The organism is Halobellus salinus, assembly GCF_014646875.1.
In the GTDB taxonomy this organism is placed as follows: Archaea; Halobacteriota; Halobacteria; order Halobacteriales; family Haloferacaceae; genus Haloquadratum; species Haloquadratum salinum.
The window spans coordinates 1-17215 of sequence record NZ_BMOC01000004.1; the positions used below are offsets into that span (position 1 = coordinate 1).

Below are 17215 nucleotides of genomic sequence, written 5' to 3' on the forward strand. Positions count from 1 at the left end.
TCCGTGGGCGGGTAAGCGATACCCCCAGCGTGAGGAAACCCCGGCGTTCACGCTGGGGAGGATGTCATAGCGACTCTACGTCCTCACTCGTCACCGCTCGGTCGTCCGGCAGCCGGCCAATGCAGCCGTGACACAGGAAGTACTCCCCGCCGTCGTCGAGTTCCAGCGTCATCCCGCCGGAGGAGCCGGACTCGAACGACCAGAAGTCGCCGATCCCGCCGGCGATCCGGACCGACTCGCCGCAGCCCTCACAGGATTGACTCGTCATGCCTGTGGTAGGCGGTCGACCGACAAACGTCCTGCGGCGGTCGGCACCGAACGGCCCCGGCTCTCCCGGGAGAACGAGCCACAGACCTATTGCCCCCAACAGGACGTGCCCGTATGACAGCGGCCGAGGGAGAGCCGTCGGACGCCGGCGAAAATCGCGCGGGCGAGGCGCCGACGACCGTGGCGCCGCCGACCGCGACTGAGGAGACGACCACCACCGACGCCGGGAGCGAACTCGAACGCACCATCGGGCTCTCCGGCGGGATCACCATCGGCGTGGGCACGATGATCGGGGCGGGGATCTTCGTCTTTCCCGGACTCGCGGCCGGTCGGGCCGGCCCCGCCGCCGCGGGGTCGTTCGCGCTCGGTGCGGTGATCGCGCTCCTCGTTGCTCTACCGGCCTCCGAACTTGCGACCGCCATGCCGAAATCCGGCGGCGGCTACTACTTCATCTCCCGGGGGTTGGGAGCGCTCCCGGGCGCGATCGTCGGGATCAGCATCTGGCTGGGGCTGGTGTTCGCGACCGCGTTTTACCTCACGCTGCTCATCCTGTGGGACCTGTGTTACCGGATCGGGACGTCGTGGTGGGCCGCGGTCGTCGCGCTGTGGCGGTCGTGGCGCTACCCGTTCGACGCCGAGACCGTCCGGCACCTCCGGCGGCTCTACCTCCTGATACTGTCGGCTATAGTCGCGTGACGTATTTCGACACCCCGGGGTGTCGAAAATCTTCACGTAGTTATAGCCGACAGTATGAATCTGGGGTTCGGACTGCTCCTGTTCGCGATGGTACCGTTTCTGCTCGATCGCCCCGTGCTGCTCGTCGCGGTCGGGGGCCACATCGTCGCGGTCGCGGTCGCGGTCGTGTCGCTGGCGGCGATGGCGACGCTCCGCGTTCGGGAGGCGTCGCCGGAGGGCTCCCTCGGGCGGGACGCCACCGAACGGAACCGGTGAGCCCGAGCGGCCGACAACGCGTCGGCCGCGGGAGAGGGCTGGCGCATTCGAGGCTGAAGATCCGTCCGGTCGCGAGCGGCAGGACCGATCCGACCTACAGGATCAGCGCCGCCCCGTACGCCACCGACGACCCGATCATCAGCACGACGAGGATAATCGCGAGTATCTGCTGTCGGTCCATACGGCGCGCTATACGCCCGAGCGGTTCAATTCTTTCGACCGGCGGTCACTCGCGCGCGTCGGTGTCCGTTCGGCCGACGGCACCGCCCGGCAGGATTGACAGCCCAGCCCGACTCGACAACACCGGCACGGAGTCGGCGTCGGGGTCGACGTACGACGGCCGGGCGACCGTCTTCGACTCGTATGTGTCGGGGTCGAGCACCTGGATCGCGTACTCGTCTTCGACCGCGACGACGGTGGTGTCGACGGCGTCGTCGGCGGTCCCGAGCCGGCGGGCGTCGGGCGCCTCGCCCTCCTCGAAGGCGGCCTCGTAGGCGTCGCCGGTGGTCAGTCGGACCCCCTTGAGATTTCCCTGGACGCTCCGGACCAGCACCGGACCGTCGCCGTCGTCGGGATCGATCACGTCGCCGGGGCTGAACGCCGGGAGCCGGACTGCGTACGTCACCCGGTAGACCTCGTTGCCGTCGCCGTCCTCGGTCACCAGGGTGGGATACTCCTCGACCGCCCCCCCGAGTTCGCTCACGATCCGCTTTGCGACGCCGGCGCCCATCTGGTTGGTGGAGATCTTGATGTCCACGCCGTCGTCGGTGTCGAGGGTCTCGGTGATGAACGCGTTCCGGTCGCCGGTGGCCTCCCGGTCGGCGATGTACGACTCCGCGATCTCGACCGCGCGGGCCTCCTCCTCCGAGGTCGGGAGCCGCTCGCTCGCCCGGAGTTGGACGATACTGGAGTAGTAGCCGCCCGCGATCCGCCCGCACCGCTGGCAGGTCTGCTTGGCGATGTGGACCGGCACCGTCACGGCCTCTTCCCGGTGTGTGCCGCGGACGATCCCGCTGAACGTGCAGTGCATCCGGATGGTGTTTTCGTCGACCTGCTCGGGGTCGACCCCCCACCGGACGTCTTCGGCCTTGAGGTGGACGCCGAGCGATTCGGTCACCCGGTCGATTGCGACGTCGGTGTAGTCCTCGGCGTCGATATCGACCCACCGGTTGCCCTTGTGGACTGCGCCACACCGCGAACACACCCGGACTTCGATTCGCTCCGGGGCATCGACCAGATCGAAATCCTCGAAGTAACACTCATCACACAGCACGGCGTCCCGTTCGCGGGGCTCGCCCGGGCGCGGCTCCGCGCGGGCAGGGATCGGGTCGCCGCACCGCGGACAGAACGTTCCGGAGCTCATTGACGACTGTAGGCGGCAGGGGCGGTTAAGCGCGACGAAGCGCCGCACGCCAGCCGTGCCGCGCCGACGCCAACACCGTTTATACGTCGCGACCCGTAACTCCGAGTATGGAGTGGAAATCCGACTGGGGACTCAGAGGCCGGATGGTCCTCACAATGTTCCTGCTTTTCGCCCTCTATCTCGTCTTCGTGGGGGTGCTCGTACAGACCAACTCGGCGGTGTTCCTGCCGCTTATGGGCGTGTTCGTACTGGTACAGTTCTTTTTCAGTGACCGGATCGCGCTCTACAGTATGGGCGCGAAGGAGGTCTCAGCCGAGGAGCGCCCCGAGCTTCACGCGACGGTGTCGCGGCTCAGCCAGCAGGCCGACCTCCCGAAGCCCGCGGTTGCGGTCGCGGACTCTCGCGTCCCGAACGCGTTCGCAGCCGGGCGGTCGCAGAAGAGCGCCACGGTGTGTGTGACCACCGAACTCCTCCGCACGCTTGACCGCGACGAACTGGAGGGCGTGATCGCGCACGAACTCGCCCACGTCAAGAACCGCGACGTGATGGTGATGACCATCGCGTCGTTCCTCTCGACGGTGGCGTTTATGATCGTTCGCATGGGATTTTGGTTCGGCGGCGGCCGGGACCGGCAGGGCGGCGGCGTCATCGCCGCGATCGTGGCGTCGCTGGTCGTGTGGATCGTGTCGTTCTTCCTGATCCGGGCACTCTCGCGGTACCGGGAGTTCGCTGCGGATCGTGGCGGGGCGCTCATTACGGGCCGGCCCTCCGCGCTCGCGTCGGCGCTTTTGAAGATCGACGGCCGGATGGACCGGGTCCCACAGGATGATCTTCGGGAGCAATCGGAGATGAACGCGTTCTTTATTCTCCCGGCGAAGGGCGGCACCCTCACCAAGCTGTTCAGCACTCACCCCTCGACCGAGAACCGCGTCGACCGGCTGCGGGAGCTGGAACGCGACATGGAGACGCGGTGAGGGAGCCGATGGGCCTGTTCGACACGATCCGCGCGGCTTTGGGCACCAGCGCCGAGGCGGACGCGACCCGCGACGCCGACCCCGAGGATCTCTTCGGGATGAGCACCGCATACGTCACAATGGAGGCCGACCTCGACTACGAGTCGGTCGACACCGCGGCGCTGTGCTTCTCGGGGGTCGACAGCACTGATTTCGCGGAGACCGTCGACGATGTTGCGGCTATCTTGGGCGCCGGTGAGGAGGAGACCGGAACCGAGTTTCAGGTGCGAGAGGACAGCCACGGGTGGGAGTGGGTGGTGCTCCGCGACGACGACCCCGAAGACCTCGTCACCTCGATCCACTTCGCGGCCGACGAGTTCGGCGAACGGGGGTACGGCTCCCGGCTCTTGGTTGCGGTGTTCGGGTTCGAGTCCGGCGGCAACCGCGCCTACTGGATCTACTCGTTCCGCCGCGGGGCGTACTACCCCTTCGCGCCCCGGCGCGGGAACGAGCGGGCAAACGACGTGGAGTTCAAACTCCAGTCGGTGCTTGACGGCGAACTCGACGTCGAGGACGACGAGTCCTACTGGTACCCGATGTGGCCCGACACCGCCGGCGGCCACCCCTGGGAGTGAGTGCGGGGGCGCGAGCGGCCTCTCGCGGGCGGAGCGAACGGTCGTGTTCCGCTGCGGGTGGAACGTGGGACCCGGGAGTTCTCCGGTAGCCTCTGCCAGCGATCGCCCGCTTCGCCTGGGAACTGTGGAGCAACAGCGGACACCGAAATATTCAGCTCTCTCGTATACTTGTCATAGTTACCTACTGATCGTATTCATTATATATTCGGTGTCGAACGGATGTGACCCACCGCTCACAACCGAGTTCACAAGCCTGGTCTACACCCGGACGCGGGCCGAAGCACGGACCGCCGTCCGGTTGATGAGACCGTGATGCAACTCACCAACGAGCGGCACCAACTGTAGCCGTGGCGACCGAAAACGAACGAACTGTCCCACACAACTGCTTGTGACAACAGGACGACCGTCACTGCCAACTCGTTCTTCGGCGAACCACGCGGGGGCGATGACAGTGTGTCTCTCGCCGGTGGCGCGAAACCACTACGTACCGCCTGCCGTCACCGACTCCGGCTTCAGATGCGAACGCTATCGTCGCCGGAACGGATTAAATATGCTTGTTATTACATACCACCGGAATAGTTTGTTTTCTGATTGCTTTTGTACGTCGACGCGGGCAGTACAAACGAGCGTTCGAACTCTTCGCTTTCGCACGGCATCACCCCACCGCAACAGCACTCCGGGATCCGACGCCCCGAGTGTCAGACACCGTTCCCACGATCTAGAACCGAACCACCTCTCAGTTCATACCCACAGATGCAGTACGCGAAGTTGGGTCACACGAAAAGACCGAATCCACTCAGTAGTCGTGGATCGGATCGCTGTCGTCGGTAACCGCTTCGATATAGCCGATCTTGTCGTAGGCGATCCACTCTTCGACATATTTCCATTCGCCGTCGACCCGCTGAATGAGGCAGTTCGCGATACCCAAGTTGTCTTCCATCGTTTTGCCCGTCGGCGGGCCGTGCTCTGTCGGTCCGGTGTTCTCTGCAGTGATGGTACGCACCATCGAGGTGTAGTACCCGTCTTCGGGGGTGCCCTCCCAGAGGATCTTCTCAATGTTCATCTCTGTCTCGGGAAACGCGTTCAACCGAGCCAGCGTGTCCTCGACGAGCCCGTACTCCGGGAATCAGGTGGTGACACCGACGGCGACGATGAGCCGGACCGCTAAGTCGACGAGTGGCGCCACAGTCTCGTTGCCGACCCCGAGACCCCGGCGTCGGCGTCGGCGTTGACCGCGGACGTCGACGGCGTCGATCTCGGCGGTCCGTGACGACGTCGACGCGCTCGAGACCCGGTGGTCGCCCCCCGGTGAGGATCCGGCTCGCGCGGCGGTCGTCCACCGGGAGATCGAACGCGGACCGCGCGGAACTCCTGACCGACGCGCTCCTCACCGGGGTCGCCGGCACCATCGGGTGGATCGACGACCGATTCGACCGGGGTTCCGGAAGCGTCCGTATCGACTCGGGCGAAGCCGACGCGACGCGGTACGTCACCGTCGCATCGCTCCGCCGTGCGCTTCCGGACACGGCCGCCGAGGCGAACGGAGTGCTCCGGTCGTCGGAGTGACGCCCCGCAGCAGCGGGTGGATCCGGGCCGTCGTGTCTGTTCGTGTTTGAACCCTCGTCGGCCCGTTGCTGATCCGCTGCTGCCGTCCCGCGGTTTCACTTTCACCCTGCTGTTAACGAGGGTTTATGTACGGATGGGACCCAAGGTTGCATACGATGCCACAAGACGACCTAGAGAGCCTTCCCGGCGTCGGCCCAGCAACAGCGGACAAACTCACCGGCGCGGGGTTCGAGAGCTACCAGTCGATTGCGGTCGCGAGCCCGGGCGAGATGTCGAACACCGCCGACGTGGGTGAGTCGACCGCTGCGGACATCATCAACGCCGCCCGCGACGCCGCCGACATCGGTGGATTCGAAACCGGGTCCACGGTCTTAGAACGCCGCGAGGAGATCGGCAAACTCTCGTGGCTGATCCCCGAGGTCGACGACCTGTTGGGCGGCGGAATCGAGACGCAGTCGATCACCGAGGTCTACGGCGAGTTCGGGGCGGGAAAGTCACAGGTCACCCACCAGATGGCGGTCAACGTCCAGCTCCCGCCGGAGTACGGCGGCCTCGGCGGCGGCTGCATCTTCATTGACTCCGAAGACACGTTCCGTCCCGAACGGATCGACGACATGATCCGCGGGCTCGATGACGAGATCATCGAGGAGATGCTCCAGCGCCGCGAGATCGAGGGCACACCTGGCGACGACGAAACGATGGGCGCGCTGCTCGACAGCTTCCTCGAACACATCCACGTCGCGAAGGCGTTCAACTCCAACCACCAGATCCTGCTGGCCGAGAAGGCCAAAGAACTCGCCCAGGAAAACGAGGACGCGGAGTATCCGATTCGGCTGCTCTGCGTGGACTCGCTCACCGCTCACTTCCGCGCGGAGTACGTCGGTCGTGGGGAACTCGCCGAGCGCCAGCAGAAACTCAACAAACACCTCCACGACCTGATGCGGATTGGTGACCTCTACAACACCTCGGTTCTGGTGACCAACCAAGTTGCCTCTAACCCCGACTCGTATTTCGGCGACCCCACCCAGCCGATCGGCGGCAACATCCTCGGTCACACCTCCACGTTCCGGATGTACCTCCGGAAATCGAAGGGCAACAAGCGGATCGTCCGGCTGGTCGACGCCCCCAACCTCGCGGACGGCGAGGCCGTGATGCGAGTGCAGGACGAGGGACTGAAGCCGGAGTAACCCACGTTTTTTATTTCGTCGGGTGCGCCTGCGGCGCACCACCCCTTGCAAAAAGCCGGATCAACAACCGCCGCCGACGAACGGCCGGAGGCCGTGGGTCGGCGTGACCCGATCGCTCCGCTCGCGGACGCTCGGTCGTGTTAAGTTAAGCACGATTCCACCAGGCGGCGTGGGCTTGCAGCCACGTTTCCGCGGTCGGTGGATCAACGTGGCTGAAACAGTTTGAAAACAAAAAGGTCCGTCGTTCTACTTCTCTAAAGATATGTTCAACAAATTTCTGAAGCCGTGTTGTTCGACGCGGTAGCTGTAGTTTTCGCGGCGGAGACCACCGATCAGATCGTCTGCGTCATCGATAAGAAACAAAGCGTCCTCGACATCGTGTTTCTCAGCCAGTTCAGTGAGAAATTCTCGTGCGATCGGAATCGTATACGTCGGAAACAGCCGCGAGTGACGGATTCTGTTCGTCTGCGAATCGACGGCAGCGTACAGCTAGTGCTGCTCGTCGTCGATCCGGATCGATTTTTGATCGACTGCAACGCGATCCGGGTTCTCACCGTCGGTTGGCTGTAGATCGGCTTTCTGTGCCCAATTGTGAACAGCCACACGACTTCGATTGACACCAAAATTCCCAAGAAGAGTAACTGTATTCAAAAGTGATAGTTCAGCAAGATGGTGGCGAATACTCTTTCCAATGACCTCGCGGGGTGTCCGCTCTCGCTCCACAAAGTCCAAGTCAATCCACTCAGTAGACTCGGTGAGGTGGGCGATTTCTGGCATAGACACTAGAACATCGCTCTGTCTCATTCTTAATTTAATACCGCGCGGCGGCCCGTCCGTACATTTATATAATAGTTATTGGGTGGTACTATTGTGTCACCCGAAATCACTCGCATTGAGAGTAGAGAATTCACATATCAATTGTCAGATGTTGGAACGGACCACAACGGGTTCAATTTGGTGTACGCCCCCGGCGAGACAACAACACGGAAACTGTTCGGTGTACAGGTCTTCACCGATACAGGTATTACAGGAGAGTATGTAGGCGGGAACTCCCCCGGCGCTGCACAAATCAATATGTTCGCGGACTACCTGCTCGGAAAGGATCCGCTAGCGAGAGAGAAGCACTGGTCGGAGATCAAACGCGCACTCCGGAAGTACGACCGGATGGGGATCGGGCCGATCGACATCGCGCTGTGGGACTTCGCCGGCAAATATTACGACGCGCCCATCCACGAACTCCTCGGCACCTACCGAACGCGGCTGCCCGCTTACGCATCGACCTACCACGGGGACGACGCTGGGGGACTGGATTCCCCCGCGGCGTTCGCCGAGTTCGCCGAGACGTGTCGTGATCTCGGCTACGGCGGTTTCAAAATACACGGCTGGGGCGGCGACGATAGTGCCCGGGACTTGGACCGCGAGATCGAAGCAGTTCACGCGGTTGGGGAGGCCGTCGGTGACGAGATGGACCTAATGCACGATCCGGCGTGCGAACTGGAAACCTTCGCCGATGCGCTGACCCTCGGACGGGCGCTCGACGAGGAGGACTTCCTTTGGTACGAGGACCCCTACCGGGATGCGGGGACATCCCAGCACGCCCACCGGAAGTTGGGACAGCACCTCGACACCCCGCTGTTGCAGACGGAGCACGTCCGGGGGCTGGAAATGACAAGCGACTTTATCGCGAACGAGGCGACGGACTTCGTGCGCGCTGATCCGGAGTACGATGCCGGAATCACGGGCGCTATGAAGATTGCGCGGATGGCCGAGGGGTTCGGGCTAGACGTCGAGTACCACGCTCCAGGCCCGGCGCAGCGCCATTGTATCGCGGCGACGCGCAACACGAACTACTACGAGATGGCGCTCGTCCATCCGGACTGCGGGAACACCACACCGCCGATCTACGACGGCGATTACGACGACCAACTCGAGAGCGTCGACGAGGACGGGATGCTCCACGTTCCGGACGGCCCCGGACTCGGCGTCGAGTACGACTGGGACTACATCGAGGCGAACCAGACGGGGAGTATCCACGTGTACGAGTAGCAACGGACTCGTCTGGCACGGGACCCGACCACTCCATCGAATGGAACCGACCGTCCGGTGAATGGAAAGGGTTGAGTGGGAGCCGCCGCGATGAGAGGTATGCCATCGATTCAGAACTATATCGACGGCGAGTGGACGGACTCGGAGTCAGGCGACACGTTCGAGACTGTCAATCCGGCAGCCCCGAGTGAGGTCGTCGCCGCCTATCAAGAGTCGACGGCGAGTGACGCGGACGCTGCGGTCGCGGCCGCAGCCGACGCGGAAACGGGATGGGCGTCGGTTCCGGCACCGGAACGCGGTGCGATATTAAAAGCCGCGGGCGACGTTCTCGCCGAGCGGAAATCGGAGTTGACATCCCAGCTGACCCGAGAGGAGGGAAAGACGCACGCCGAAGCCGGCGGTGAAGTTCAGCGCGCGGTCGACATCTTCCACTACTACGCACAGAAGGCCCGTGACCTCGGTGGCACGGTGAAGTCCTCCTCCGGTCGCCGGACCAATCTTTATACACGAGAGGAGCCCGTCGGTGTGACGGCGCTCATCACACCGTGGAACTACCCGATCGCCATCCCGGCGTGGAAGATCGCGCCCGCGCTCGCTGCCGGAAACGTGGTTACGATCAAGCCAGCCAGTCTCGCCCCTGGTCCTGCCGTGTCCATCGTCGAGGCTCTCGACGAAGCCGGCATTCCCGACGGTGCGATCAATCTCGTAACCGGTCCGGGGAAGACCGTCGGGAACGCTGTGATCGGGCACGGCCGCGTCGACGCCGTCTCGTTCACCGGAAGCAGTGCTGTAGGGCACCAGGTGTATGATCTGGCGACGGACGACAGCAAACGGGTTCAGACGGAGATGGGCGGAAAGAATCCGACCATCGTCGCTGACTCCGCAGATGTTGAGGAGGCTGCGGACATCGTCGCTAGCGGGGCGTTCGGTGTGACCGGGCAGGCGTGCACCGCGGGATCGCGAGCGATCGTCTACGAGGACGTGTACGACGAGTTCGTCGATGCAATCGTCGACCGAGCAACGGCGATTGAGGTCGGTCCGGGCGACGAGTACGATATGGGACCGCAAGTGAGCGAAGACGAACTCGAAAGCACGCTCGGGTACATCGACGTCGCCAAGGAGGAAGGCGCGACGCTCGCGGCCGGGGGGTCGGCGCCCGACGGCGGCCGGTTCGGCGACGGCTACTTCGTCGAACCGACGGTCTTCAGCGACGTCAGTGTGGATCACCGCCTCGCTCAGGAGGAGGTTTTCGGTCCCGTCCTCGCGGTGCTCGAAGTCGACGGGTTCGAGGACGCCATCGACGTCGCGAACAACGTCAATTACGGCCTCTCCGCCAGCATTCTTACCCACGATCACACCGAGGCAAACTGCTTCGTTGAGGAGACCGAGGCCGGCGTGGCCAAGATCAACGAGAAGACGACCGGGCTTGAATTGCACGTTCCCTTCGGCGGGTTCAAAAGCTCCTCCTCGGAGACGTGGCGTGAACAGGGCGACGCCGGGTTGGACTTCTACACGATCGAAAAGACGGTTTATGAGAACTTCTGACGAACTCAGAGGAACGCGAACGCCCGGACCGACGAGCCGCTGGTGTCCTGGAAGTTCAGCGGGGGATAAAAGAAGTAAGCCCGTCGCGTCGCGGCGTCGCCGCGCACCGCATCGAGATTTCGCAGTTCCTCGATCGGAATGACGTCGTTCTCGAGCAGCGGGAGATGCGAGTCCGCTGGGTGAACGTCCGTGCTCGGGCCGTGTCCCGGGACCTCGCCGTACCACCCGCCGACACTCGGCGTGTCGATCCCGATTGCCTTGGCGCCACGGTCAGCAAGATACTCGGACGCCTCGCCCGAAAGGTGCGGGAACTCGAACATCCACTCGTCGGTGGTTCCGTAGTACTGATCCCAGCCGGTGTTGAGCATCACGACGTCACCCGACTGAATGTCGTCTCCGTACCTATCGATGTCGTCGACATCGATTGCAGCGGAGTTCCCGACGTCTGTCATATCTAGGACGATGCCCTCACCCATAAATTTCGAGATAGGGAACTCGTCTAGCGTCCGCCCCTCGGGGATGAAGTGCCGCGGCGAATCGATGTGAGTCGCCGTGTGCGTCCGCATAGTCACTTTTTCCATCGTGAAACCGTCCCGCGCCGCCAACGATTCGTGTTTCAGGTCGATCGGCGGGAAGGATGGCCACACCGGAATGTCATTGTCGATCGGGTTGCACAGGTCGATAATCTCGTCGGGACTGTCGAACATACGATCGGATGTCAATGCGTGATTATATTAATTTTTGCTCTCAGATTTGTATACGTCGGCCTGAAGTGTGGACACGCAGCGTGAGTCGTGGCGAGATACTCAGTCCTTACGCAGTCCGAATGCATCGAGCGTCGCCTGTTCGGTCTCGATGAACTCAGAGGATTCGTAACCCTCTCTGAGACTCGAAAGGCGCTCGTAGCCCGATGCCTGTTCGTCGGCCCACTCGTCGGCGAACTCGCCCGAGTCGATCGCCGCCAAACGTTCGCGCATAAACTCGCGGATCGGCTCGCGGTCGAATTCGCTCAGTCCGAGGAGCTGACCGTACTGGCTGGTTTGAGAGTGGAGATCCATCTGGGAGACGATCCCCTGAGTTGCACACTTCTCGAAGATGTGTGCCATCTCCCGGGAGAGGTACGACTCGAGCAGCGTCACCGCCGGGGGTACCCCGGCTTCGGTCTCGACCTCGAACCGGGCCAGCAGTGCGGAGGCGAAGACTGGAAAGAGACCCTGTTCGCTCATAAGGTCTGTGCGGGTTTCAGTCTCGAACTCGGTCTCAACGACGCCGGACCGAGTGGCTCCGACAGCGTGTGCGACCGCAAGCGCGCGGGACTGTGCCGCTCCTGACGCATCCTGCTCGACGGCAAGCAGCGCCGGTGCTCCCCGACCGTCCTCGTAGAGTTCGCGCACCACCGTACCGATCATCCGCGGTGCGACGAGCACCACGTCGATGCCGTCGGCGGGATCGATCCGCTCGTACGTCACGTTGTACCCCGATGCGAAGACGAGTGTGTCGCCGGCCTCCAAATTGGGACCGATGTCACGCTGGTAGATCTCAGGTTGTACTTCGTCGGGGATCAGTAGGAGCACCACGTCGGCTCGTGCCGTCGCGTCAGCGATCGAATACACCTCGAACCCGTCCGCAGTTGCCTGTTCGTGGGACCCGTCCTCGCGGTTGCCCACGATGACATCGACGCCGGAATCGCACATATTCCTGGCCTGTGCTCGCCCTTGGTTCCCGTATCCGACGACGGCGACGATCTTCTCGTCGAGGGGACCCAGGGTGGCGTCGGTCTCGTGATAGATTAGCGTCTCGATGGCGTCAGGTGCGGGCATATCAACTGCAACGGCAGGGGTTATTATAATATCCAGGGGTGGCTGGTCCCGCTGGACCGGTCACCGGTATCGATCCGTCACTCCGAGATCCCGTACACGTCGCGACCCCAGCCGTGCGCTGCCTGATCGTACACCGGTTCGTCCCGGTTGAGATCGTTGATGACGGAGAGATCCTCTTCGGGGAGGTCCCAGTTCCAGGCTGTGAGATTCGTCTCGATGTGTGCGGGGGAGGTGGACTTGGGCAGCACCACCGTATCACGAGCGATGGCCCACCGAAGGATCACCTCCGTCGACGAGCGTCCGTGAGCGTCTGCGATCTCCCGAATCGTGGGATTCTCGAAGATGTCCGTCCGACCGAGCGGTGCGGCGGCCTCAACGACAGTATCGGACTGGCGACAGTACTCCCGCACCTCGGGTTGCTGATACAACGGGTGGAGTTCGATCTGGTTGACAGCGATCGGAACCTCGCTGATGTACTTTGTGCAGGACAACTGATAGGCCGAGAAATTCGAGACACCAGCGTTGTCCACGAGTCCACGGTCGCATAGTGTCTTCATCGCAGTCAGGATTTCCCGCAGCGAAATCGCCGGATTCGGCCAATGGGTCAGGTATAGGTCGAGGTAGTCGGTATCGAGTCGACCCAGCGACCGCTCGCAGGCTCGGACCACACTCTTGTAATCGAGGTTCTTCGGCAACACCTTCGACGTGAGGAAAATATTCGAGCGGTCGTACTCGGCGAGGACGTCACCGATCTCAGTTTCATTTTTATTGCTCTATTGAAAATGGAAGACAGCGGGAGGATTATTCCGTAACGGTTTGAGGAAATGAGGTCGAGAAGGCGATTATGTGAGTCGCTTTGCTTGACCTCGTTGAGACAGCACTACGCTACGTGTAGCCAAACAAGCGTTGGGGAAGCGAGCGGGCAAGCCCGACTCGGGCGGGCTTGCCCGCGAGGCTCACATCGTCGCGCACTGTATTCGTAAGGGAGGAGGGTACAGCTACGCCGAACTCGTCGATCGGATCAGCCTTATGCCGGAAGTCTGCGACCGCCTCGGAGTCCACCCGGACGCACCGCCTGATCCATCTACGTTCTACCACTCGTTCGACCGTTACGCGATGTACATCTGGCGGGCGTTGCTGCGCATTTCCGCGCAGCAACACCCGCAATCAGGCTGCGTTGCCCTCGACAGCACGTTTTTCGAACGCGAGCAAGCGTCACAACACTACCTCCAGCGATGTGGGCGAAGCGTCAAAAGGGTCAAAGTGACGACGCTGACCGATACAGAGTCGTTAGCGGTACTTGACGTACACTGCTGTATCGAGCGTGAGCACGATACGAAGGCTGGCCCGCGGGTCGTCCGCCGGAACGCGGACGACCTGCGGGCCGTGGCTGCTGACAACGGGTTCCAGGACTGGAACAGCGAGTACGAGATTGCTGCATTAGGAATCGAGTACCTCGTTCATTACCGCGGCTCGTCGATGATGGCAACCGCGAATAACGCTCTCATCCGGTCGAAGGGCTACACACAGCGGTGTATGTCAGAAACGTCCTACTCGACGGTCAAGCGAACCCAGGACTCCGCCCTGCGTTCGCGGTTCTGGTACCGCCAGTTCCGCGAGATCGTTCTCCTGTTCGCGCTCAACAACATCAGTACCTCACAAAGCATCGTCAGCTAACCTGACTTGAGTCACCTGTTCTGTCGAAATGAACCGTCAGTAGCGATTGATCGACGCTGTTCGAAGCCGGAGCTGTCGCTGTCGGCGGCGCTCAGCCGCCGACGCGACAGCGTTGCCACTCACGAGAGGGCGTACTCGGCCAGTGACTACCGGTGGAACCGGTCGTCTGGTGGTCGATTTGCGGGGACGGCCCGACGCACCGCGAGGGCCGTCCACGCAGCCTGTCGGACCATATTGACGAATTCCTTGTACGGCCACCACCAGAGGCGACGCCCGCCACGGCGGGGCGTCGCCACATATTCGTAGTGGAGATACCGCCACGCGTTCTGTAACAACAAACTCACCACAACGAACAGCAGTCTCACCGTCGCATCTCGTGTCGTTGTCGTCGCTATCGCTTGCTCGGACAAGCGATAGCTCGACTCGATACCGAACCGTTTCGCGTAGTGGTATCGAGCGTCGCGTGGTCTCTCGATGAACGGCGCGTCAGCGGCGTAGCCGTGACGCACCACACCGTGGTCGTCATACTTCCCGTTCAGGTACGTACAATCGATGTAGACGGGAAACTCGACGGTCCAGCTGTGACCGTCGAGTTTCCCTGTCAGATCATGCTGAATGACACGACTCCACCCTTCCGAGAGCTCTTGCTGAATCGTCTTCCCCCACCGGATGATCGGGATTACGTACGCGTAGTTATGCGCTTGAAGCAGCGCGAGGCACTTGCTGTCGTAGAATCCACGATCAAGATAGACGGCCTTGACCTCGGTGTCAAGGCCGTCAAGGACACCGAAGAACTCAGCGAGGACGCTGCTGGTGGTGTCGCCGTCTTCGAGACGGCGCACCGCCAGCGTGTAGCGTTTGTTCTTCACACGCGCGTAGAGTGTGGCGTAGGCGTGGAACGCGGTGGTTCCACGCTTGGCTTCCGAGTGATAGAGGCTCTGTATGTCGTCTTCATCACCGTGGTAGGGCCGCAGGTGGAGGTCTGGATTGACGAGGAAATTAAGAAGTTGGTCTTCGTGGAGTTCACTGTCTGCTTGCTGCTTGTGTTTGGTCACATTCACAGCAAGCAGACGTTCTAACTAACCGGCTTTGTGAGGTACTGAACATCAAGAAGCTCTCCAAGACACTATGATCCGACTCCCGTACCGCATTTTCAATAGAGCAATTTTTATATCCTTCTGCCGTGTCGATGTGGGAGTATCCCGACTCAAGTGCCGCCCGAACTGATGATTTGACCGTCTCACCGGAGAGGTTCCACGTCCCAAAATCGATCATCGGAATATCGTCACCGCCCGGTAGGGTTCTTATTAGGGCTGAGCCCATAGATCAATGGATCGCCTCAATGTAATAAATTACTTGGGTGTGTCGTGTGGGCTTCCCGCGCAACGGATTATATTATTTTGTTGTCTGGGAGCTAATATGGCTGACATCAGAGTGCTGTTTATCGGGGTAGTCGTGGCAAACAATATGATTTCACGTGAGGGGGTTCGATATGTTCTCCAATGCGGAGTACACAGAAGCCGGAGATTATCTCCAAGCGGCTTTAGAGACCGACGGTATCGAAACAACATATCAACTATGCCACGTTGCGGCCTCGGAGTTCCCGGAGTCGCGCGAGGCGTTGGAATCCTACGATGTCGTAATACTCAGTGACATCGGATACAACACGATCGTGATCCCGCCGGAGACATTCAGCGAAGGGACCCGCCGAGCGAACAGGCTCCAGATACTGGACGAATTCGTACGCGAGGGTGGCTGATCCCTAATGGTGGGCGGGTATCTCTCGTTCCAGGGCATCAACGGCCGCGCGAACTACGCCGGAACGGCCGTTGAGGGGATACTCCCGAATACGATGGAAAGAGGGGACGACCGGGTTGAGCGACCCGACGGGGCCTACCCGGAGGTTGTCGTCGCAGACCACCCCGTCGTCTCGGAGATCGACGACGGCTGGCCGGACTTCCTCGGGTACAACCGGTTCGAGGTGGACGGCGACGCGGAGGAAGTTGTCCGGATCGACGAGGACCCCCTGTTGGCCGTCGGAACGCACGGCGACGGGCGGTCGGCAGCGTTCGCCAGCGACTGTGCGCCGCACTGGGGACCGATGGAGTTCGTCGAGTGGGACGGTTATCGGCGGCTGTGGGCGGACACGGTCACGTGGCTGGCCGGCGACCGCTGACGACCTGACTCGCTTTTCGTAAGCTGCGGGCCCTCCACGTCTTTGTCGGCCTCAGACGCCGGTAACGGGGTTGCGCAGGGTCCCAATGTTCTCGATATCAATGACGGCCGTGTCATCCGGCTGGAGCGAGAACTCATCGTCAGGGACAATCGAGGTGCCGGTGAGCAGCACCGTCAGTTCCGGAACCGCGTTGTGACGGGTGAGGTAGGAGACTAGTTCCTCACAGCTTCGCACCATTTCCGCCGTCGTGGTCCGTCCCTCGAACACGACCGTCTCGTCGCGGTAGATGGTGAGCGACATATCAAGATTATGAGGATCGTCGATGTCGGTCGTGACACACGGACCCAGCGAACAGCATCGATCGTAGATTTTTGCTTGCGGGAGGTACAACGGATTGGCACCCTCGATAGATCGGCTGGAGACGTCGTTTCCGATCGTGTAGCCGATGATATCCCCCCGGTAGAGGACGACCCCGAGTTCCGGTTCTGGGACGTTCCACTCGGAGTCGCCTCGGACGCCGATGGCCTGTCCGGGGCCGATGGTCCTGTCCGGAGTCGACTTGAGAAAGAGCTCCGGTCGGTCGGCGTCGTAGACGTCGACGTAGATCTCGGGCATCCCACTCTCTTCGGTTCGGGCTTCCTCGCTGATCTGATACGTGACACCCGCAGCCCACACCTCCTCGGCGACGAGGGGGACGATAGCCTCGCTTTCGACTTGTTGCAACGGGAGCGTCTCGGCCGTTTCGAGGAGCGGTTGCGCAACCTCGTCGAGCGTCCGGTCCATTACGTGTGCGGCCTCGGCCAACGCCCCGAACGAATCCACACCCGGCTTTGCAAACGTGAGATCGTACGCCGAGCCGTCCGCCACCGCGAGGAGTCGCGTGCCGCCGTCCAATCGCCGCTGGTAATACCGCATACCATCTGTGAACGTGAGACCGGATATGAAACTTGCTGTTGTCAGATCGACTAACCACTCTTCGGGAGCATACAGACACGGAGATATCCTATGCAAAAGAGAGCGACGAGCTGG

General features: G+C 61.9%; 13 protein-coding genes and 5 pseudogenes. 9 read left to right on the forward strand and 9 right to left on the reverse strand.

What is annotated here, in order from left to right:
• Window positions 1-64: 64 nt before the first annotated feature.
• Window positions 65-268: a DUF7561 family protein gene (locus IEX72_RS04535; protein ID WP_188786206.1), complete on the reverse strand. Its 204-nt coding sequence runs from the start codon at window positions 266-268 to the stop codon at window positions 65-67.
• 113 nt (window positions 269-381) lie between these two features.
• Here IEX72_RS04535 and IEX72_RS15625 point away from each other — a divergent pair.
• Window positions 382-1218, forward strand: a pseudogene (locus IEX72_RS15625) (DUF7530 family protein).
• 226 nt (window positions 1219-1444) lie between these two features.
• Here IEX72_RS15625 and IEX72_RS04550 read toward each other — a convergent pair.
• Window positions 1445-2581 (reverse strand): 60S ribosomal export protein NMD3, encoded by a 1137-nt coding sequence (locus IEX72_RS04550; protein ID WP_188786207.1) that lies wholly within the window; start codon window positions 2579-2581, stop codon window positions 1445-1447.
• 107 nt (window positions 2582-2688) lie between these two features.
• Between IEX72_RS04550 and htpX the strand changes: the two genes are divergently transcribed.
• Both htpX and pspAB read left to right on the forward strand, forming a co-directional pair.
• A complete protein-coding gene (htpX, locus tag IEX72_RS04555) occupies window positions 2689-3555 on the forward strand; it encodes a zinc metalloprotease HtpX (protein WP_188786208.1) in 867 nt (288 codons plus the stop codon).
• An 8-nt stretch (window positions 3556-3563) separates the two neighbouring features.
• Window positions 3564-4169 carry a PspA-associated protein PspAB gene (gene pspAB, locus IEX72_RS04560; RefSeq protein WP_188786209.1) on the forward strand — a complete coding sequence of 202 codons (606 nt, stop codon included), beginning with the start codon at window positions 3564-3566 and terminating at the stop codon, window positions 4167-4169.
• Between the two features lie 796 nt (window positions 4170-4965).
• Here the strand turns inward: pspAB and IEX72_RS04565 are convergent.
• Window positions 4966-5232 (reverse strand): nuclear transport factor 2 family protein, encoded by a 267-nt coding sequence (locus tag IEX72_RS04565; protein WP_188786210.1) that lies wholly within the window; start codon window positions 5230-5232, stop codon window positions 4966-4968.
• A gap of 245 nt (window positions 5233-5477) precedes the next feature.
• Between IEX72_RS04565 and IEX72_RS04570 the strand changes: the two genes are divergently transcribed.
• Together IEX72_RS04570 and radA are read left to right on the forward strand one after the other, a co-directional pair.
• Entirely contained in the window at window positions 5478-5735 is a 258-nt protein-coding gene (locus tag IEX72_RS04570; protein WP_188786211.1) for a hypothetical protein, read from the forward strand.
• A 155-nt stretch (window positions 5736-5890) separates the two neighbouring features.
• Window positions 5891-6922, forward strand: coding sequence for a DNA repair and recombination protein RadA (gene radA, locus IEX72_RS04575; protein ID WP_188786212.1), 1032 nt, complete (start codon window positions 5891-5893; stop codon window positions 6920-6922).
• Window positions 6923-7067: 145 nt separating this feature from the next.
• Here the strand turns inward: radA and IEX72_RS04580 are convergent.
• Window positions 7068-7699: pseudogene (locus IEX72_RS04580) on the reverse strand (IS6 family transposase).
• Between the two features lie 93 nt (window positions 7700-7792).
• On the opposite strand from IEX72_RS04580, the gene IEX72_RS04585 reads away from it, so the two are divergent.
• Complete coding sequence (locus IEX72_RS04585; RefSeq protein ID WP_188786213.1) at window positions 7793-8968, forward strand: mandelate racemase family protein; 1176 nt, start codon at window positions 7793-7795, stop codon at window positions 8966-8968.
• 99 nt (window positions 8969-9067) lie between these two features.
• Window positions 9068-10513, forward strand: a complete 1446-nt coding sequence (xacF, locus tag IEX72_RS04590) for a 2,5-dioxovalerate dehydrogenase (RefSeq protein ID WP_188786214.1) — start codon at window positions 9068-9070, stop codon at window positions 10511-10513.
• A gap of 5 nt (window positions 10514-10518) precedes the next feature.
• On the opposite strand, the gene IEX72_RS04595 is transcribed toward xacF, so the two are convergent.
• The 3 genes and pseudogenes from IEX72_RS04595 to IEX72_RS04605 form a co-directional block, all read right to left on the reverse strand.
• The gene (locus IEX72_RS04595; protein WP_188786215.1) at window positions 10519-11220 is read right to left on the reverse strand and encodes a cyclase family protein; all 702 of its coding nucleotides are present in this window, start codon (window positions 11218-11220) and stop codon (window positions 10519-10521) included.
• A 99-nt stretch (window positions 11221-11319) separates the two neighbouring features.
• The gene (ilvC, locus tag IEX72_RS04600; protein WP_188786216.1) at window positions 11320-12333 is read right to left on the reverse strand and encodes a ketol-acid reductoisomerase; all 1014 of its coding nucleotides are present in this window, start codon (window positions 12331-12333) and stop codon (window positions 11320-11322) included.
• A gap of 77 nt (window positions 12334-12410) precedes the next feature.
• A pseudogene (locus tag IEX72_RS04605) lies at window positions 12411-13091 on the reverse strand (aldo/keto reductase); the annotation flags it as partial.
• A 148-nt stretch (window positions 13092-13239) separates the two neighbouring features.
• Between IEX72_RS04605 and IEX72_RS04610 the strand changes: the two are divergent.
• Entirely contained in the window at window positions 13240-14010 is a 771-nt protein-coding gene (locus IEX72_RS04610) for a transposase (protein WP_394354592.1), read from the forward strand.
• A 146-nt stretch (window positions 14011-14156) separates the two neighbouring features.
• Here the strand turns inward: IEX72_RS04610 and IEX72_RS04615 are convergent.
• Window positions 14157-14993: pseudogene (locus IEX72_RS04615) on the reverse strand (ISH3 family transposase); the annotation flags it as partial.
• Between the two features lie 494 nt (window positions 14994-15487).
• On the opposite strand from IEX72_RS04615, the pseudogene IEX72_RS15165 reads away from it, so the two are divergent.
• Window positions 15488-16186, forward strand: a pseudogene (locus tag IEX72_RS15165) (glutamine amidotransferase).
• Between the two features lie 51 nt (window positions 16187-16237).
• Here the strand turns inward: IEX72_RS15165 and IEX72_RS04635 are convergent.
• Entirely contained in the window at window positions 16238-17101 is an 864-nt protein-coding gene (locus IEX72_RS04635) for a fumarylacetoacetate hydrolase family protein (RefSeq protein WP_188786221.1), read from the reverse strand.
• Window positions 17102-17215 lie beyond the last annotated feature (114 nt).